Origin of the sequence: Pseudomonas putida (genome assembly GCF_050989985.1) — a bacterium.
Taxonomy (GTDB): Bacteria; Pseudomonadota; Gammaproteobacteria; order Pseudomonadales; family Pseudomonadaceae; genus Aquipseudomonas; species Aquipseudomonas putida_AI.
In genome coordinates, this window is sequence record NZ_CP158815.1 from 4,181,692 (window position 1) to 4,199,102 (window position 17,411).

Below are 17,411 nucleotides of genomic sequence, written 5' to 3' on the forward strand. Positions count from 1 at the left end.
GTGTGTTGGGTGGGAAAAGAGGCGGGTCTGGAGAAGGGTTGATGGACCGGCTTGGGCTGATTGCTGCCGCTTTCGAAGGGCTGCTGTCGACCCAATGCGGACTGTTACATTCATTAGCGAATGAAGAGTGGTGCTTGTTACCTGATATGGAAGGTATCAGCTATTGCACTGAGGGCTTTCTTCCCGTCAGATTCATAAAGACCCTGCAGCAATGCCTGGTCGCTGAGACGATGCAGACGGAAATGGTTGTAGAAAGCCTGACCCAACCGCTGGTTGTCGAATTTTCCTCTCTCCCAAAGCTCAAGGAACTCATCGTAGGCCGCTCTTTCAATTTCCGGTCTTATTCTATTTTTCAATGCGGGTCTCAATTGATGGTGAGTGCCGGCAGGATCCTACGAAGCCAATGTTGCCGACGCAAGGTGGGTGACCGCTTATGGCCGTTTTCTGCCCGTCACGAGGGGCAGTAAACGACCCATTACGGACGCTGACCAATGATCAAGCTAAGGGGTGGCGGCGCGCCGTCCCAGCGAATGAAATGAGCGATTTCAGCGCCTAGCTAGACGTAACTGATATACGGCTCACCGAATACATCCTTGAATCTGAAAATATCTTTACCCACTATAAATATCCGAAATCTTGGGTCATTTTGTCCTTGATATGCAGGTATGTCATTGCGCACAAATCGAATTCCAAGATTAGAAAGCTTAGACTCCATGGATTCTGCCAAGTTTTTGTCTTTGTAAAAGCCTACGATGTGCCAATGCTCCATTTTCATAATGTGGTCATAGAAGAATCTACAAGCATCTTCTTCTGATATCGAACTGAATATTGGAGGGTGATTTACCCCGCGCTCCGTATAAAAAACTGACCAAAAACCATTTTTATTGCATAGGCAATACACGTCATTTCCATTGCTGTTGATTGCGAAGTTTTGAGTACTGCAGCCTTCGGCAATTAACTTTTCATGCGTTTCGATGGTATTCATTGCTATGCCTGACTATAAGTAGACGACACAAGTGGCATATATTCCGCCGTTTGTGCCTGATAACGTTCCTTGTCCATGCGTAACTCCTTGTTCGGCTTGAGTGTCGCGCCAGAACGCAACATGAGGTGACGAGGTAAAGCGACATGACTTGGGCACACATTACTGGCGCATCAACAGCGTGTCCATGGTCCGCTTCTGGCCGACTCTTGCCGGTTAAGTCTGTCCGGGATCGACCCAAGGCGGACAAGAGTTACTAATTATAAATAAATGTATAGTTGATGATGTAAGAGCCTATTTTGTTTTGATGAGCGGTCACCCACACTGTATTCATGCCTTGCTTTTGTTGATCGTATAAATTCGATTTATTTGTACAAAGTTTAATTTGGCGCTCAGTATTTAAGTCCTTTATCCACAGCCCTGCCTCGCAATGACTGAATCTGCCAATGGCAGGCCCCGAAAATGTTATCTCATAGTCTGACTTATAATGAATGATGTCACCAGGCAGTAAGTAGACGCACACATCATAGATGTGTAGAGAGCACGCAAACCCTAAGCAAAATCCACCAAGCAAAGAATTTATAACTTCTTCCAGAGTCTTTCCAACAGAACGGCGGATGATTGCCCTGCCTGCAAAAGCGAAGCCAGTGAGAGCGCCGACCACTAGATATGTTGTCCACTCGGGAATCGACGGCATTAGAACTGTTCGCATTCCAATGCGAGAAGCCCAAAGCATGTAAAAAATCCATACTCCAATCAATAAAAACACAAACACTATTATGGTTATTTTATTTAGTTTGTTTTCGCGTGAACCAGAATTCATTACTTGCGCGCTCTACTTTAAGGCCTGGGTAATCTTTCAAATAGCGCCATTAGATTTAATATTAGTTGCTATAGCCTTGAACGAGTTATTTTTAATAAAATTCTCCACTTTCAATCGCTGAGCCAGAACGGTCGTTTCTGGCCGATTGCTGCCCGTGACGAAGAGCCGCAATCGACCGAATGCGACCGTTGAACGTGAACGCGTGCGCATTGCCTCGACGATCCGTCATTGGTCTTTCAAATGCCTTATTTCAATGGGCACCTCATCCCCAAGCTTCTTTGAGTACGGTACGAAACAGCTCCGAAAGTAATGGTTCAACTTCTTTACGCTCGCTACGTGTCGGCTTGATGGACTCAAGTCGATTCAGTTCACGTTCAATGAACTGTTGAATGGGGGTGATCTGTGGTGATAACCCCATCTCCGGAGACGCGCGCTTGATCGCAAGCAAGTCATCTATAGCCTGCTGGAGCGTGGGCTCTCCCTCGATGACCCCGCGCAGCCTGTCAAACTCTATTGGGGCAGGTGTACCAAACTGCTCCAGCCACCGCACCGATAACAGCGGGCGCAGAACGTAGAAGTATTTTTTCAGCGGTACCTGAGGGGCTTGCAAGTATCCCCTATAGTTGGTTTTGGCCATACTGCGATAATGGTAAATTCCACTCTCCACGGAATACACCTGCGGCAATAACTCCTTTGCCCGCCCGTGGAAACAGCCAGAATGCTCGTAAATGATGGTCGACTGTATCCACTCCACAAAGCCAGGATTGGACTTCCAAAATAGCCTGAGTGCTTTTCGCAGATCCCAACCATTGATATCCATATCCTCAATGATCGGATACTCGATGACGTCGCGTTGCTCCTCAAGGCCGACAGAGAGATACCACTCAGGTTTATTTACGTAGATGAAGCGTGCGTCGTAGTCGCTGTTGGGGGAGGCAAATCCCCAGGCGCGACTACCAGACTCAATAGCTAAAAGCACTTTCACGTCATGCTCGTTCTCAGCACGGCGCAGGCGGTTTTTAACCTCTTCTTGAACAACGATAGAAACCATGTGCCAACTCTAATTAGATGATATGTCGAAGCGCGCTACTCAAACCGCGGTGGACTGTCCCGGAACCTCATCTCCTAATGACCAGGATTCATACGCGAATAGGTCGAAACCCCCATCACCAACAACATGATCAAAACCACGAAGACTTCGCGCTGCAGCAATCGCAAAAGCAATTGCCCGACATTGTGTCTGATCGCTTGTAGCGCTCGAGTCCACATCGAGACCTTCCCGCCGCGCAGTGCCATATTCGTGAAATAAAGCGTGCCCAGGAACACCACCACCGGGCTGACCCACTGCATCCATGGCACATGACCGGACCATAAGCCTGCCAGGGCTGCGGGCACGGCACTGGGGAGTATGTGGCGGAGCACCAGAAGCCCGGCGCCTTGCCTGTACCAACGGCGCGGGAGCAACCAGCGGCTGAGCTGCACATCCAGCGACCCCGCGGACACCGCCACCAGGGACCAGGCCTGGTAAGCCTTCATCCCCAACCAAATCACTACCGGAATGAACAGCGGAGCGACAAGCAGGCTGGCCAGCCCTTCCCTTTTTGCAGCTCCGGCAAGCATCGAAGGCATAACCACAACCGACAACGCGAGCCACAGGAAAAGGTAGACCCCTCGAAAGCTTTCGGGCGGCAACCAATCGCGCCAGTTGTCCAGTGGTTTTAGCCCGAGACGTTGAGGCAACTCTGGGTACTGGTAATCGATGGATTGCGCAATCTGCGCAAAACGCTGCCAGTCGAGGCTGGTGAAGTAGTCGGCCAATCCACGACGGCGGCCGTCGCTCATGGGCTTGAACAGCAAGGCGGCGGCCTGTCCATGAATTTTATCGGCGTCGAACCTGGCCAGGTCGCTGCGCACGGATTCTTCCATGACGTGCATTTCGCAGCGCCGGATCAGGCGGTCCCAGCGCCAGTATTCGCACGGTAAATCACCCTGGGTTTCGTCCCATCCCATGACCTGGCAGACGCCATCGAAAAAGGCTGGCGACCATTGCGGGGCCGATTCGAGCCAATCCAGTACGCTCTGTTCGAACTGCTGGCGGCGCTCGAAGGGCATTAGCCAGTCGCTGGCAAGCCAGTGGCGCAAAGCGTCCATTACCTGACGGTCCTTCCCCTCGGCCAACCATTGCTGCATTTGCTCAAGGGACGGTTCTGGAGGCCTGACGGTGATCGGGGTATCGATGTACTCCAGGGGGATGACCGGCGAGGAGCATTCCGGGCTCGGTGCGCTTGTGGCTAACGGGACATCAACGACCTCCTCATCAACCTGCGCACGCCAGCGGGCCTCGGCCAGCGAAGTTTCATAGGCTTCACGCAGGCGCTGAAACTCATCGGGATTTTCGTCCGGGCGATGAATTTTCAACAGCCGTGCATAGGCGCGCTTGATGCTGCGTTCGTCCGCGTCCGGGGTAAGGTCGAGCAATTGCCAATGGCTCATGGTGCCTTAACCCTCCAGTTCGAAATGAGCAAGACGCTGAGTGATGTCGCTGCGGGCTGCGCGTATCCGGTGTTCGTCCTGGGTGTCGAGCATTTGCTGGAAATAGTTCGCCAGCCCGGCAATATGCTCCCGGCCATCACCGAGGCTTTCCTGATACAAACGGTCCAGTCGGGCCAGCAGCAGGGTATTGATCTGCTGATCGCGTGGGTGCACCTTCAGCGCTTCGAGGGCGGCCAGTCGCCGGGCGATTTCTTCTGCAGGCAAGACACCAGGGTTGTTCTCGATCACTAGCCGGCGAGTGTCGCCGTTGATCGGCAAATGCACCTGAGCTTCGAGCAAGCCGTTGTTGTCGTAGGTGAAGCGCACATCCAGGGTCACTTCACCGGCCTTGCGCGGCGGCACCGGGATTTCCAGCTCACCCAGGAAAATGTTGTTACTCACCAGCCGGCTTTCGCCCTGATAGATACCCAGATTGACCACTTTCTGGTTGTCACTGAGGGTGGATACGGTACGGGACCGGCTTACCGGCACCACAGTGTTGCGCTCGATGATCGGCAAGTAGTGACCGCTTTGGAAACCGCCACCTTGATGTACCGAGGTCTCGATTCCCAACGTGTAGGGACAGACATCGGTCAGCACCACTTCTTCAAGGGAGGCATGGCGAGCCTGAAGTGCCGCCTGAATGGCCGCACCTTGCGCGACCACTTCGTCCGGATTGAGCTGCATCGCCGGGATTCGCCCGAACAGGGACGCGACCAGCTTGCGCACCAGCGGCATGCGTGTCGTGCCGCCCACCAACAATATTTCGTTCAGGTCCGCGACCTTGATCCGGGCATCACGCATTGCGCGTTCGATCGGAGCACGCAGGCGGTCCAGCAAGGGACGCACGATGTCGGCAAGCTCGCCTTGAGTCAGTTCAATGCTCCACTCACGCGTTTGCTCGCGAAGGGTAAAGCGTGCAGTCTGCGCCTGCCCCAAGGCATGGCGAACCCGTTGCGCTTCACGCCGCAACCGCTGTGCCATGGCAGGGAGGCTGGTGTCTGGCAGGTCAGCGGCGCCGATTTTAGCGATGAAATGCTCCACGAGCAGGTCATCGAAGTCTTCACCGCCGAGGAAGTTGTCCCCTGCGCTGGCACGGACTTCCATGACGCCTTCGAACAGCTCCAGAATGGACACGTCAAAGGTGCCACCGCCGAGGTCGAACACCAGAAAGGTCGCTTCGTTTCGCTGTTCAAGACCATAAGCCAAGGCTGCGGCGGTGGGTTCGTTGACCAGTTTTTCAATTTTCAGTCCGGCCAGTTCACCAGCAATGCGCGTCGCCTTGCGCTGAGCATCGCTGAAATACGCAGGTACGCTGATCACCGCTTCGTGAACAGGCTCGCCCAAGGCACGCTCGGCGTCAGCCTTGAGACTGCGCAGCAGCATCGCCGAGAGTTCTTCCGCGCGGTAGGCGCGTGCGCCGAGCAGCGTTTCCCGGGCGCTGCCCATGTAGCGCTTGAACAGGGACGCGGTAAGGTGCGGGTGGGTGTGCAACCGCTCGCGGGCGATATCCCCGACGACCAGTTGGCCATGGTCGTCGAGGCCAACGATGCTAGGCGTGAGAAGGTTACCCAGGGCATTGGGGAGTATCCGGGCATGTTCGCCGTCCCAGGCAGCCACGAGGCTGTTGGTGGTGCCCAGGTCGATACCAATGATCACAATCACTTTTCCTTAAATGACGCGGCCGGGTCGTAGTGCACTTTGGTCGCAAGGTCAGTCGTCACTGTCGTACCGGCGGTACGCAAATCCATGGATTGGGTTATCGGCAGTACTGGCGGTAGCTTTAACCCGAGTCGAGGAGAGATCGGGACCGCCAGATATCGGGAAGGATCTGTTTTCTGTGCTCTAAACGTCGGATAAGCCCGACAGATCACGCTTTACTTGGACGACTTCCTGTCGCGGCCACGTGGTGCTGGCGTCACCCCTTCCTCGCGCAGACGATGCAACAACAACTGGGTGTTATCCACGCACCCCATGCCTTCCGGCTTGCTTTCAACGCCCTCGATCACCAGTAGCAGTTGCGCTTTATTCTGGGCCAGCCGTTGCTGGAGGATTTCGATTTCCTCGACCTTGCGCTTGAGCCCGCTGAGCAACTCTTCGTGCTTCCAGCCGTTGGCATTCATCGGCAGTAATTGTCGGATTTCGTCCAATGAAAAACCCGCCGACTGGGCGCCCGTGATGATCTCCAGAACCCACTCCGTGTCAGGTGCGTAATCGCGATACCCGTTGGCCTTTCGCGCGACAGACTTGATCAGGCCGCTCGCTTCGTAGAAACGGATGCGTGAAGGCGCCAGCCCAGTGATTTTCGCCAGTTCGCCTATTCTCATATTCCGCTCCGGAAAACCATTGACCTTAAAGTTGACTTTAAACCTGAAGTGATTTGGCGGCCAAGCGACGCAGAGGTCATGCGTGGCTGAAACACCATGGAATTCCGGGGTAGGCGAAAAACAGGACCAATGCTTGTGAACCGCCTTTTGGATGGGCTGCACGTCATTAAACAAAGGCAAGACTCAACAAGGGCCACGATCAGGACACGATTGGTCATGCCCTCCATTTCATTCGGGAGATGCGAACATGGGTTATGTCACTACGCAGGACGGTGTTGAGATCTTTTATAAAGACTGGGGGCCACGCGATGCCCAGGTGATCTTTTTTCATCACGGATGGCCGCTCAGCTCGGACGACTGGGATGCGCAGATGCTGTTCTTCCTGGCCCACGGCTACCGGGTAGTTGCACACGACCGCCGCGGCCACGGGCGATCCAGCCAGGTCTGGGACGGGCACGACATGGATCACTATGCCGATGACGTCGCGGCCGTGGTCGACCATCTTGGCGTGCGGGGTGCAGTCCATGTAGGTCACTCCACCGGCGGTGGTGAAGTCATCCATTACATTGCTCGCCACGGCGAAGACCGCGTGTCGAAGGCCGTCATCATCAGTGCCGTGCCACCGTTGATGGTCCAGACCCCGAACAATCCAGGCGGCTTGCCGAAGTCGGTGTTCGATGACTTGCAGGCACAGCTCAAGGCCAACCGCGCGCAGTTCTACCATGACGTTCCCGCCGGGCCTTTCTACGGTTACAACCGCCCCGGTGCAAAACCGTCCGAGGGCACCATCCTGAATTGGTGGCGCCAGGGCATGATGGGCTGCGCCAAGGCCCATTACGACGGGATCGTCGCCTTTTCCCAGACCGACTTCACCGACGACCTGAAGAGCATCAAGATCCCCGTGCTGGTGATGCATGGTGATGACGATCAGATCGTGCCTTATGAAAACTCCGGGCTCTTGTCAGCCAGACTCTTGCAGAACAGCACGCTGAAAACCTACTCGGGCTTCCCCCATGGAATGCCCACCACGAACGCCGATACCATCAACGCCGACTTGCTCGCTTTCCTGCGAGGCTAGGCAACCGGGGCGGGTGAAAACCCCGCCCTTTCCTTCCGCGAAGTCACTGAATCGATGCGCTTCAGGGATGACCACGGCATCTTCTAGCTGAGCCACTCCGATACCAATAGACATGGCAACTTCAGATCGAATGCTGATTCACCCGCGCCATCAGCTGTTCAGCGCTTTCCTTGCGTTCCGAGTAGCGATCCACCAGAAAATCCTGGCGGTCACGCAGCAACAAGGTGAACTTCACCAATTCCTCCATCACGTCGACCACTCGATCGTAGAACGCCGAGGGTTTCATCCGGCCGGCTTCGTCGAACTCCATATAGGCCTTCGGCACCGAGGACTGATTGGGGATGGTGAACATGCGCATCCAGCGACCCAGCACACGCAGCTGATTGACCACGTTGAAGGACTGCGAACCACCGCAAACCTGCATCACCGCCAGCGTCTTGCCCTGAGTCGGGCGAATGGCGCCTAGTGCGAGGGGTATCCAGTCGATCTGCGCCTTGAACACGGCCGACATCGCGCCATGGCGTTCCGGCGAGCACCAGACCTGGCCCTCCGACCACAGCACCAGCTCGCGCAATTCCTGCACCCGCGGATGATCCACGGCGACATCGTCCGGCAGTGGCAACCCGGAGGGATTGAAGATGCGGGTTTCTGCGCCGAAGTGCTCAAGCAAGCGCGCGGCTTCTTCGACCAGCAGACGGCTGAACGAGCGCTCGCGGGTCGACCCATACATCAACAAAATGCGCGGCTTGTGATCCCCCGGCCGGGGGTCGATCTTCACGTCGTCGAACAAAGAAAGGTCAAGATTGGGTAGTTGCTCTGACATAAATCCTCCCGCTCAGAGAGCGCCAATTCGATCCAGCTCGCGTTTGAGTTCATCGCGGCTGAGACTGCTGAAAGGAAGCGCGAGGAAGGCTTTGCAGCGTTGCTCGATGTGCGCCAGCGTGGCGCGGAAAGCAGCGTCGACGACGGCTTCGTCACCCACCACGTCGGAGGGATCTTCCAGACCCCAATGGGATTTCAGCGCCGGGCCGAAATACACCGGGCAGCTTTCACCGGCCGCCTTGTCGCACACGGTAATGACGATATCCGGCAGGTTGTCCTCGAAGGCGTCATTGCCCTTGCTGCTCAAGCCCTCGATGGAAATGCCGGCCTGCTGCAGCGTGGTCAGGCTGCGCGGCAGCACTTGGCCTTTGGGAAAGCTCCCTGAACTCACCGCTTCGAACCCCTGTGGCGCCAGATGGTTGAACATGGCTTCTGAAAGAATGCTGCGGCAGCTGTTGGCCGTGCACATGAACAGGACTCGCATGGATTGCTCCTTCCGCCTTGGCGGACATCAAAGGCTCAGGCGCAGTGCCAGCGCCGAGAGGGTGATCAACAGAACCGGAAGGGTCAGCAGGATGCCGACCTTGAAGTAGTAACCCCAGGTGATGCGCATGCCCTTGCGTTCCAGCACATGCAGCCACAGCAGCGTGGCAAGGCTGCCGATGGGGGTGATTTTCGGGCCGAGGTCGCAGCCGATGACGTTGGCGTAGATCATCGCCTCGCGAACCAGCCCCTCTGCCCCGCTGGCTTGAATGGACAGCGCGCCGATCAGCACGCTGGGCATGTTGTTCATCACCGACGACAGCAGCGCGGACAACAGGCCAGTGCCAATGGCGGCGCTCCACAGACCCTGTTCGGCCAGGCGGTCGAGTGCGTGGGTGAGTACATCCGTCAGCCCGGCGTTCTTCAGGCCGTACACCACCAGGTACATACCCAGGGAGAAAACCACCACCTGCCAGGGTGCTTCGCGCAACACGCGACGCGTGGAGATCTTGTGGCCTTTGGCGGCGACCGCGAAGAGGATCGTCGCGCAAACCGCCGCGACCGCGCTGATGGGAATACCCAATGGTTCCAGGGCGAAGAGACCAACCAGCAAGACAACCAACGTCCACCAGCCAACGATAAAAGTGGCGCGGTCGTGAATCGCCGATTCAGGTTCCGGCAGTGCCTCGACGGCGTAGCGTTGCGGCAGGTCCCGTCGGAAATAAACAAACAGCACCAGCAAGGTGGCGGCAACACTGGCCAGGTTAACCGGCACCATCACCGAGGCGTACTCGGCGAAGCCAAGGCCGAAGTAGTCGGCGGACACGATGTTCACCAGATTGGACACCACCAGCGGCAGGCTGGCGGTGTCGGCGATAAAGCCGGCGGCCATGACAAAGGCCAGGGTCGCGGCCGGGGAAAAGCGCAACGCCAGCAGCATGGACATGACGATGGGCGTGAGGATCAACGCCGCGCCGTCATTGGCGAACAGTGCAGAGACAGCCGCCCCCAGCAGCACGCAGAAAGCGAACAACCGGTAGCCGCTGCCGTTGGCCCAGCGCGCCACATGCAGGGCGGCCCATTCGAAGAACCCCGCCTCATCCAGCAACAGACTGATGACGATGACGGCGATGAAAGTGGCCGTCGCGTTCCAGACAATGGCCCACACAGTGGGAATGTCCTGCAACGACACCGCGCCCACCGCCAGGGCGATGACCGCACCGACAGTGGCGCTCCAGCCCACGCCAAGGCCCTTGGGTTGCCAGATCACCAGAACGAGGGTGAACACGAAAACAGCGACAGCGACCAGCATTGAAGACTCACTCATTCAGGGGTTCAGCAACAGGCGACATCGCGGACAGGGCGTCCATCCATGTGCTGCAGGCGGGAAGTGTTGTTCTGCAGCCATACGTCGTTGGCCTGCAGCGTCACTTGCAACATCTCGTGCACCCAGGCGGGAAGATCCGGATTGAGGCGGTAGTAAACCCACTGCCCCTGGCGACGATCCAGCAACAGGCCACTGCTGCGCAACTGGGCGAGATGGCGGCTGATCTTCGGTTGGCTGTCGTCGAGAGCACACATCAGTTCGCAGACGCAAAGCTCGCCCTGGTTGGCGATCAGCAAGGTGGCGCGGGCGCGGGTTTCGTCAGCCAGGCTTTTGAAGACTTCTGGAGGCGTGATCATGACGGGCAACTCTTACATATGGATAGCCGAATATACGGATATCCATATGTATAAAGCAAACCCTTTCTGGACGAATGCCCTCTTCTGGCATCTTCTGAGGGCATACGCGGGTGATGTAGATTCGTTTCACTCGTTACGTCAGTGACTTCTCGCGAGACCAGGCCGGGCGAGCACTATGCACAGCGCCGTGGCCATCGCCCCAAAGACGGCCGGTGCCCAACCGATTGCAGCGACTCCCCAGCGATCGATGACCCACCCGCCACCAGCCCAATCGCGCTGAACAACAAGAGCGCCAAGGCAATCTGTGAGTCGCCGAGATGCAGATACCCGTTCAGCCAGGCGGCGAGAATGTTCGTACAACAGAGTAGGAACTCGCGCCTGTTTCTGCATTGGCGACTTGCCCTCCCTCTATGAGGTCGAATTCCTTTCCCTGCGCATCTGACTGACGAGGGTGAATCGATCCTGTGGGTGGGTGGTTTCCGATACCACCATCAGTGCGCCCTCCTCGTCCCGATACTGACGAAGAATGTTCAGGCCCGGCGAACCGGCTTCGGCATTGAGGCTCTTGGAAATTTCGGCGGACAGCAATACCGCGCGTACTTGCTGGTCCACCACGTCGATATGCCGACCGAAGTGCTGCTCGATCAGCGCGGCAATCAGCTCGTCCGGATGCTTCTCGGCCAGCTCAATGACTTCGGCATAGATGTCCTGGGCGTATACGTCGGTCCAGCACAGTGGTGCCCGCAGGTTCTCCTGATCGACTCGAATGCTCGATACGCAAAAGTAATGCTCGCCGGGCTCCAGCCCCAGGCGTTTGGCCTGCGCGATATCCGCCACGAAGTGATGCACGCTCTGGATGCTGCGCACCTGGGTTTCGGCCAGATGCACCAGGTCCGTCACCGAGGCCAGCGACTGCGAATAGCCGCCCTTGGGCGCCGACGCTTCGACGCGGGTCCCTACTCTTTTGCGCCGGGAGACCAGCCCCTGACTCTGCAATTGGGTGATCGCCGCGCGCACGGTATGGCGGCTCACTTCGTAGAGCTCACATAGCTCGAACTCCGTCGGCAACAAGCTGCCGACCGGATATTTCCCGCTGGCGATCCCTTCCATCAAGTCCTTTGCAACCCCGGCGTAGCGCAGCTGGCTCATACCTTTCATCAGTCCCGACCATTCTGAGAGTTGACAGTGTATCAGTGAGGACGTAAGAATTATGTACGGACATATTAAATATGTCCGATCAATAACAAACATATCAGGATCAATTCATGTCCAGCACCGTCTTCGATTCCGCCCTCTTTCGCGACATGTTCGGCACCGCCGAGATGCGCGGTGTGTTTTCCGACAAAGCCCTGATCGAACGCTACATCGAAGTGGAAGTGGCACTGGCCCGCGCCGAAGCACGCTGTGGCGTCATCCCGCGCGAGGCGGCCGAGCAAATCGCTGAACTGGCAACCTATGCTTCTCTCGACCTGGCCCTGATGCAGCACGAAACCGAAATCGTCGGTTACCCGATCCTGCCGCTGGTTGAGCAACTGTCGAAGACCTGTGGCGAAGCCGGCCGCTACGTTCACTGGGGCGCCACGACCCAGGACATCATGGACACTGCTGTAGTCCTGCAAGTGCGTGCCGCGCTGGCGATTGTCGAGCGCGACATTCAATCCGTACGCGGCTTGCTGACCGACCTCGCCAAACGCTACCGCGATACCCCAATGGCGGGTCGCACCCACCTGCAACATGCCCTGCCCATTACCTTCGGCTACAAGTGCGCGGTGTGGCTGAGCATGTTCGACCGGCATGCCGAACGCCTGGTGCAATTGCGTCCGCGGGTGGAAGTGGGTCAATTCGCCGGCGCCGCAGGCACCCTGGCCTCACTGGGTGACAAAGGCCTGGAAGTACAGGAGGCCTTGATGGCCGAACTCGGTCTGGGTGTGCCGCAAGCGACGTGGCATGTCGCCCGTGACGGCCTGGCCGAAACCCTGAACTTCCTCGGGCTGGTCACAGGCTCCCTGGGCAAGATCGCCCTGGACGTCATGATGATGATGACCAGCGAGCTGGGCGAAGTGTACGAACCCTTCGTCAAGGGACGTGGCGCCAGCAGCACCATGCCGCAGAAACGCAATCCGATTTCCTGTGAACTGATGTACGCCGCCGCCAAGGGCGTGCGCCAACAGGCGGGCTTGATGCTCGACGCAATGATTCAGGACTTTGAACGTTCTACCGGTCCATGGCAGGCCGAATGGATTGCCATTCCCGAAGCCTTCGCCTTGAGCGCCGCCTCTCTCGGTCAGGCGAAGTTCATGCTCGCCGGCCTTGAAGTGCGCACCGAGCGCATGCGCAAGAACCTCGACATGACCCAGGGCCTGATCGTCGCCGAAGCGGTGATGATGGGCCTGGCGCCGGCACTGGGTCGCCAGGTGGCACATGATGTGGTGTATGCCGCCTGCCGCATGGCCAACGATCAGGGCACCAGCCTGCTCGAAGCGTTACTGGCCCAGGGCGAAGCCACCGCGCAACTGGACATCGAGGAGCTCAAGCGCCTGACCGATCCAGCCAACTACCTCGGTCTGGCGCCGCAAATGGTCGACATCGCCCTGGCGCGCGAGGGTTCGGTCAAACGCTGACTCTCGACGGGCTCGCTCATGCGAGCCCTGCGTCACTCGCTCGCCAATAACAACAATGAGATCGTAGACATGACCACTTCCACGAAAAAGCCGTTCTACAAGGATCTGACCTTTCAAGTCATCGCCGCCATGCTGCTGGGTATTGCCTTCGGTTTCCTGGCCCCGGAGCTGGCTGCCAAATTCAAGATTCTCGGCGATATCTTTCTCAAGCTGATCAAGACTGCCGTAGCACCTCTGGTGTTTTTCACCGTCGTGCATGGCATCGCGTCCGCGGGTGATATCAAGCGCGTCGGCAAAGTCGGACTGCGCGCACTGATCTACTTCGAAATCATTTCCACCATTGCCCTGGCCATCGGCCTGCTGTGGGGCAATCTGTTGAACATCGGTTCGGGCATGCACGACGCTCATCCGAGCAGCGCCACTGCGGCGGCGGCCAGTGCGGCGGTTGCCAAGGGGCACGCCCCGGCCTCGACCCTGGATTTCATCTACGGCATTTTCCCGGACAACTTCGTGGGTGCATTTGCCGGTGGGCAGCTACTGCAGGTGCTGGTGATTTCGGTGCTGTTCGGTTTCGCTCTGCTGGCCCTCAAGCCTGAGCGCCGTAGCGTGATCGAGGACGGCTTGAGCCGGGTTTCGGAATGCTTCTTCGAGTTCATCAACCTGATCATGAAGTTCGCCCCGCTTGGCGCCTTCGGCTCCGTTGCATACGCCGTCGGCAGCAATGGCAGCGCGGTACTGATGTCGCTGGCCAACCTGGTGCTGATGTTCTACGTCGGCGTCGCATTCTTCATCTTCGTGGTGCTGGGGGCTGTCTGTCGCATTTCCGGCTTCAGCCTGTGGCGCTTCCTCAAGTACATCAAGGACGAGATTTTCATCGTGCTGGGGACGGCATCTTCGGAAAGCGCCCTGCCGCGCCTGCTGCAAAAACTGGAGAAATTCGGGTGCTCCAAGCAGAGCGTCGGCCTGGTCCTGCCCACCGGTTATGCCTTCAACCTCGACGGTACGTCCATCTACATGTCGCTCTGCGTGCTGTTCATCGCCAACGCCTACGGCGTACCCATGACCTGGGAACAGCAATTGGGGACCATCGCCATCATGCTGGTGACGTCCAAGGGTGCAGCGGCGGTTTCCGGCGGCAGTTTTGTGGTGTTCGCCGCCACGGTGACGGCCATCGGTGTGCTGCCGGTCGAAGGCCTGGCGTTGCTGTTCGGTGTCTATCGCTTCATGTCCATGGCCATCGCCACCTGCAATACCATCGGCAACAGTGTCGCGACGGTGGTGGTGTCGAAATGGTCCGGGGAATTCACCGAACAGACCGCGAAAGCCGAGTACAGCCGAGTGTTTGGGCGTAATCCGGAGGCGGCCCTTTAAGCGAATGCTCGACGGTCGCGCTCCCTTTCAGGCGTTACCTCAAAAAAATCGCAGCCTGCGGCAGCTCCTACAGGGAAACGTATTCCAAAGTAGGAACTGCCGCAGGCTGCGATCTTTCAAACTCTGCGAATCAGGCCGGCACAGCCAGAATGATATGCGACGCCTTGATCACCGCAGTCGCGCTGACGCCCGGCTTCAACCCCAGCTCTGCAACGGCATCACGGGTCACGATCGAGTAAACCTTCGAACCACCGGCCAATTCGATGACCACTTCGGCATTGACCGCCCCATCGTTGACACTCAACACCTTGCCTTGCAGGCAATTGCGCGCCGAAAGGCGAATGTCGCTGGACTCGGTCATCAGCATGACCCAGGGCGCCTTGATCAGGGCGATGGCTTCCTTGCCCACCGCCAGCGGCAGGTTGCGCACGCTTTCCAGGGTCACCACGGCGACCAGTTGTTCACCGCCCGGCAACTTCAAACTGACTTCAGCATTGACCGCGCCCTCTTGTACCTGGGTGACCTGGCCCTTGAGGACATTACGTGCACTGACTTTCATGAGCAGCTCCTGGCTGTTGTTCTGGTTAGGATTCTCGGAACAGCATCAAGCGCAGCCCAGAGTCCTGACAAGAGCAGAGCCCCTCATGGCTCATTTGACGGTTCGATCAGATGAGCAAGTCTTCATAGAACGCGCCAAACGGTCGCTCGGGGTGGGCGATCTGGATTTCCAGGATCCACAGGCCGGCGTTCGGGTACCGGTCCAGATCGCCGAGATCACCGCCCCGATAGATCGCATGGGGAAAATCACTGACCCTGTGTCCCTTGATATCGAGGTTGAGCTTCCAGCCCATGGCGCTTGCCTGGGCGGCGGCGAAATCGTAAAGCGCCACGCCGTCCACCCGTTCGCTGCGCCAGAAGCTTTCGACGCGATCGAACAGTTCCTTGGCCGCTGCGGCACAGGCGAGCATTTGCGGATCGGAGCCGGTGGTAAAGGTCGCGCCGGCATCCCCTTCGTGCCCCTGCCACACCACCCCCATGTCGATGAAGAAAATGTCCTCTTCACCCAGTACGGGATCACCGTCGGAGCGCTGCTTGAAGGTTTTCAGGGTATTGGCGCCGAAGCGCACCAGCAGCGGGTGCCAGATTCGGTCCATGCCCAGCTGCGCCAGAATCTCCTTGCCCCGCAACTGGGCTTCGGATTCGCGCATGCCGGGCGTGATGACCTGCGCAATGCGCTCGATGGCCTTCCAGGTCATCTGCTGTGCGTAACCCATGGTTTCCAGCTGGTAATGCTCACCCACCGCTTCTTTGTTGCTCAAGCGCGTATTCCTCATTCATTCCTTTGGTAAGAAAGCGCAGGCCATGCGCTATATATTTTTGTATATTGCGATACTCGATATCAAAGATAAAGCCATGCCCCTGGCTTGAACCCGACATGATGAACATTTCCAGTACCGAAACCGGCGATCCATTTGGCACGCTGGGCGAATTTCTGAAAAAGCCCGGCATCCGCCAGAGGAATCATCACCTGATCCTGAAGGCTGCCAGCGAAGCGTTTTCAGTCACCGGCTTCGACGCCACCCAGACCCGCGATATCGCGGCACGCGCAGGGATCCCCAAGGCCAACCTCTATTACTACTTTCAAACCAAGGAGAACCTCTACGCCCATGTGCTGCTGAGTTTTGTCGATCCGCTGCTCAAGGCTTCAGCGGCATTGAGAGAAAGCGACGACCCGGCGGTGGGCTTGCAGGCCTACATAAAGGCGCGGATCCGGATCATTCAGGAAAACCCGCTGAGCTCGAAAGTCTTCAGCCATGAACTGCTGTTTGGCGCAAAACACTTGCCGGACAAGTACAAGCACCTGCTGCAAGCCGAGGCCCAGCGCAATATCGATCACCTGAGCAACTGGATCGACCGCGGCCTGCTCGCCCCCGCCGATCCCGAACACCTGATGCTCTTTATCTGGTCGGCCACCCGGACCTATACCAACCTGGGTTGGCAGATGTCCCTCATCAGGGGCGCCGAAAAACCGGACGACGCCGACTATGAACGCGCGGCGACGACAATTACCCGGATGGTGCTGGGCGGTGTCGTGCCGAAAATGGAGGACGGGATTAAGGTCGCGGTGTTTGCGACTTGAACGAACAATACGCTGTCAGCACAGCCGTTTCTGGTAATAGAACCGGGTATGTCCCGGCGGATAATCTGCCAGGCGTCCAAATTCGGAGTAACCCAGTTTTTGATAAAACCCCGGGGCCTGAAAGCTGAAGGTCTCCAGCCAAATACCGATGCAGTGCTTTTTCTTCGCGACTTCTTCTGCCAGGTGCATCAGCCGTTCTCCGATACCCTGACCACGCATCGACTCGGGAACACTGACAAGATCGATGAGTAGCCATCGATAAGAGACCTTGCCATACAGTCCACCAATGACTTCATTGCTATCGGGGTCTCGTAGCAACAGCGCAAATGTTTCATGGGCATCGTCCCCACCATTGACCAGATTGTGGGTCAGCAGCGGGTTCAAAATGCCTAACCGCTCCGCTTCAGTCACATTTGTCGAAAGCTGGATGTCTAAAGTCATGGCGCTCTCCCTGAGCGATGAATAATCGAGACAACAAGGTAGCCCATTTCTGTCATTGCCATGTGAGTCAGCCAACTCTCATGTGGTTTTTATAAACCGATTGAAGGG

The 17,411-nt window shown here is 57.3% G+C and carries 20 protein-coding genes; 4 read left to right on the forward strand and 16 right to left on the reverse strand.

What is annotated here, in order from left to right:
* Positions 1-137 precede the first annotated feature (137 nt).
* The 7 genes from ABTV29_RS19150 to ABTV29_RS19180 form a co-directional block, all read right to left on the reverse strand.
* Positions 138-356, reverse strand: a complete 219-nt coding sequence (locus tag ABTV29_RS19150) for a hypothetical protein (RefSeq protein ID WP_433766258.1) — start codon at positions 354-356, stop codon at positions 138-140.
* 200 nt (positions 357-556) lie between these two features.
* The gene (locus tag ABTV29_RS19155) at positions 557-985 is read right to left on the reverse strand and encodes an SPOR domain-containing protein (RefSeq protein ID WP_433766259.1); all 429 of its coding nucleotides are present in this window, start codon (positions 983-985) and stop codon (positions 557-559) included.
* Positions 986-1,238: 253 nt separating this feature from the next.
* Positions 1,239-1,805: a hypothetical protein gene (locus ABTV29_RS19160; protein WP_433766260.1), complete on the reverse strand. Its 567-nt coding sequence runs from the start codon at positions 1,803-1,805 to the stop codon at positions 1,239-1,241.
* A 262-nt stretch (positions 1,806-2,067) separates the two neighbouring features.
* Entirely contained in the window at positions 2,068-2,856 is a 789-nt protein-coding gene (locus ABTV29_RS19165) for a nucleotidyltransferase domain-containing protein (protein WP_433766261.1), read from the reverse strand.
* Positions 2,857-2,930: 74 nt separating this feature from the next.
* Positions 2,931-4,298 (reverse strand): J domain-containing protein, encoded by a 1,368-nt coding sequence (locus tag ABTV29_RS19170; protein ID WP_433766262.1) that lies wholly within the window; start codon positions 4,296-4,298, stop codon positions 2,931-2,933.
* Positions 4,299-4,304: 6 nt separating this feature from the next.
* On the reverse strand, positions 4,305-5,996 hold the full coding sequence (locus tag ABTV29_RS19175; protein ID WP_433766263.1) for an Hsp70 family protein: 1,692 nt from the start codon (positions 5,994-5,996) through the stop codon (positions 4,305-4,307).
* Positions 5,997-6,214: 218 nt separating this feature from the next.
* Positions 6,215-6,664 carry a MerR family transcriptional regulator gene (locus ABTV29_RS19180; protein ID WP_433766264.1) on the reverse strand — a complete coding sequence of 150 codons (450 nt, stop codon included), beginning with the start codon at positions 6,662-6,664 and terminating at the stop codon, positions 6,215-6,217.
* Positions 6,665-6,911: 247 nt separating this feature from the next.
* Between ABTV29_RS19180 and ABTV29_RS19185 the strand changes: the two genes are divergently transcribed.
* Entirely contained in the window at positions 6,912-7,742 is an 831-nt protein-coding gene (locus ABTV29_RS19185) for an alpha/beta fold hydrolase (RefSeq protein WP_433766265.1), read from the forward strand.
* Between the two features lie 121 nt (positions 7,743-7,863).
* Here the strand turns inward: ABTV29_RS19185 and arsH are convergent, their stop codons facing one another.
* From arsH to ABTV29_RS19210, 5 genes are all read right to left on the reverse strand, one after another.
* Positions 7,864-8,565, reverse strand: coding sequence for an arsenical resistance protein ArsH (gene arsH / locus ABTV29_RS19190; protein WP_433766266.1), 702 nt, complete (start codon positions 8,563-8,565; stop codon positions 7,864-7,866).
* 12 nt (positions 8,566-8,577) lie between these two features.
* Positions 8,578-9,048: an arsenate reductase ArsC gene (locus ABTV29_RS19195; protein WP_433766267.1), complete on the reverse strand. Its 471-nt coding sequence runs from the start codon at positions 9,046-9,048 to the stop codon at positions 8,578-8,580.
* A 27-nt stretch (positions 9,049-9,075) separates the two neighbouring features.
* Positions 9,076-10,359: an arsenic transporter gene (locus ABTV29_RS19200; protein ID WP_433771940.1), complete on the reverse strand. Its 1,284-nt coding sequence runs from the start codon at positions 10,357-10,359 to the stop codon at positions 9,076-9,078.
* Positions 10,360-10,382: 23 nt separating this feature from the next.
* On the reverse strand, positions 10,383-10,730 hold the full coding sequence (locus ABTV29_RS19205) for a metalloregulator ArsR/SmtB family transcription factor (protein WP_433766268.1): 348 nt from the start codon (positions 10,728-10,730) through the stop codon (positions 10,383-10,385).
* Between the two features lie 408 nt (positions 10,731-11,138).
* Positions 11,139-11,879: a GntR family transcriptional regulator gene (locus tag ABTV29_RS19210; RefSeq protein ID WP_433766269.1), complete on the reverse strand. Its 741-nt coding sequence runs from the start codon at positions 11,877-11,879 to the stop codon at positions 11,139-11,141.
* A 116-nt stretch (positions 11,880-11,995) separates the two neighbouring features.
* Between ABTV29_RS19210 and ABTV29_RS19215 the strand changes: the two genes are divergently transcribed.
* The gene (locus tag ABTV29_RS19215) at positions 11,996-13,351 is read left to right on the forward strand and encodes a class-II fumarase/aspartase family protein (protein WP_433766270.1); all 1,356 of its coding nucleotides are present in this window, start codon (positions 11,996-11,998) and stop codon (positions 13,349-13,351) included.
* Positions 13,352-13,420: 69 nt separating this feature from the next.
* Positions 13,421-14,722 (forward strand): cation:dicarboxylate symporter family transporter, encoded by a 1,302-nt coding sequence (locus ABTV29_RS19220; protein WP_433766271.1) that lies wholly within the window; start codon positions 13,421-13,423, stop codon positions 14,720-14,722.
* A 130-nt stretch (positions 14,723-14,852) separates the two neighbouring features.
* On the opposite strand, the gene ABTV29_RS19225 is transcribed toward ABTV29_RS19220, so the two are convergent.
* From ABTV29_RS19225 to ABTV29_RS19235, 3 genes are all read right to left on the reverse strand, one after another.
* Positions 14,853-15,281, reverse strand: a complete 429-nt coding sequence (locus ABTV29_RS19225; protein WP_433766272.1) for a TOBE domain-containing protein — start codon at positions 15,279-15,281, stop codon at positions 14,853-14,855.
* A gap of 106 nt (positions 15,282-15,387) precedes the next feature.
* On the reverse strand, positions 15,388-16,056 hold the full coding sequence (locus ABTV29_RS19230; protein ID WP_433766273.1) for a M24 family metallopeptidase: 669 nt from the start codon (positions 16,054-16,056) through the stop codon (positions 15,388-15,390).
* Positions 16,016-16,159 carry a hypothetical protein gene (locus ABTV29_RS19235; RefSeq protein ID WP_433772095.1) on the reverse strand — a complete coding sequence of 48 codons (144 nt, stop codon included), beginning with the start codon at positions 16,157-16,159 and terminating at the stop codon, positions 16,016-16,018. Before ABTV29_RS19235 ends, ABTV29_RS19230 begins: the two co-directional genes overlap by 41 nt.
* Position 16,160: 1 nt before the next feature.
* Here ABTV29_RS19235 and ABTV29_RS19240 point away from each other — a divergent pair, with 1 nt between their 5' ends.
* On the forward strand, positions 16,161-16,862 hold the full coding sequence (locus ABTV29_RS19240) for a TetR/AcrR family transcriptional regulator (RefSeq protein WP_433771941.1): 702 nt from the start codon (positions 16,161-16,163) through the stop codon (positions 16,860-16,862).
* Positions 16,863-16,877: 15 nt separating this feature from the next.
* Here ABTV29_RS19240 and ABTV29_RS19245 read toward each other — a convergent pair whose 3' ends face one another.
* The gene (locus ABTV29_RS19245; RefSeq protein ID WP_433766274.1) at positions 16,878-17,303 is read right to left on the reverse strand and encodes a GNAT family N-acetyltransferase; all 426 of its coding nucleotides are present in this window, start codon (positions 17,301-17,303) and stop codon (positions 16,878-16,880) included.
* Between the last annotated feature and the right edge of the window lie 108 nt (positions 17,304-17,411).

Coding starts and splice junctions, on each gene's coding strand:
- ABTV29_RS19210 (WP_433766269.1), bottom strand. CDS start 11,879: ATGAGCCAGCTGCGCTACGCCGGGGTTGCAAAGGACTTGATGGAAGGG.
- ABTV29_RS19240 (WP_433771941.1), top strand. CDS start 16,161: ATGAACATTTCCAGTACCGAAACCGGCGATCCATTTGGCACGCTGGGC.
- ABTV29_RS19225 (WP_433766272.1), bottom strand. CDS start 15,281: ATGAAAGTCAGTGCACGTAATGTCCTCAAGGGCCAGGTCACCCAGGTA.
- ABTV29_RS19180 (WP_433766264.1), bottom strand. CDS start 6,664: ATGAGAATAGGCGAACTGGCGAAAATCACTGGGCTGGCGCCTTCACGC.
- ABTV29_RS19195 (WP_433766267.1), bottom strand. CDS start 9,048: ATGCGAGTCCTGTTCATGTGCACGGCCAACAGCTGCCGCAGCATTCTT.
- ABTV29_RS19170 (WP_433766262.1), bottom strand. CDS start 4,298: ATGAGCCATTGGCAATTGCTCGACCTTACCCCGGACGCGGACGAACGC.
- ABTV29_RS19215 (WP_433766270.1), top strand. CDS start 11,996: ATGTCCAGCACCGTCTTCGATTCCGCCCTCTTTCGCGACATGTTCGGC.
- ABTV29_RS19160 (WP_433766260.1), bottom strand. CDS start 1,805: ATGAATTCTGGTTCACGCGAAAACAAACTAAATAAAATAACCATAATA.
- ABTV29_RS19230 (WP_433766273.1), bottom strand. CDS start 16,056: ATGAGGAATACGCGCTTGAGCAACAAAGAAGCGGTGGGTGAGCATTAC.
- ABTV29_RS19165 (WP_433766261.1), bottom strand. CDS start 2,856: ATGGTTTCTATCGTTGTTCAAGAAGAGGTTAAAAACCGCCTGCGCCGT.
- ABTV29_RS19245 (WP_433766274.1), bottom strand. CDS start 17,303: ATGACTTTAGACATCCAGCTTTCGACAAATGTGACTGAAGCGGAGCGG.
- ABTV29_RS19220 (WP_433766271.1), top strand. CDS start 13,421: ATGACCACTTCCACGAAAAAGCCGTTCTACAAGGATCTGACCTTTCAA.
- ABTV29_RS19235 (WP_433772095.1), bottom strand. CDS start 16,159: ATGTCGGGTTCAAGCCAGGGGCATGGCTTTATCTTTGATATCGAGTAT.
- ABTV29_RS19205 (WP_433766268.1), bottom strand. CDS start 10,730: ATGATCACGCCTCCAGAAGTCTTCAAAAGCCTGGCTGACGAAACCCGC.
- arsH (WP_433766266.1), bottom strand. CDS start 8,565: ATGTCAGAGCAACTACCCAATCTTGACCTTTCTTTGTTCGACGACGTG.
- ABTV29_RS19185 (WP_433766265.1), top strand. CDS start 6,912: ATGGGTTATGTCACTACGCAGGACGGTGTTGAGATCTTTTATAAAGAC.
- ABTV29_RS19200 (WP_433771940.1), bottom strand. CDS start 10,359: ATGCTGGTCGCTGTCGCTGTTTTCGTGTTCACCCTCGTTCTGGTGATC.
- ABTV29_RS19155 (WP_433766259.1), bottom strand. CDS start 985: ATGAATACCATCGAAACGCATGAAAAGTTAATTGCCGAAGGCTGCAGT.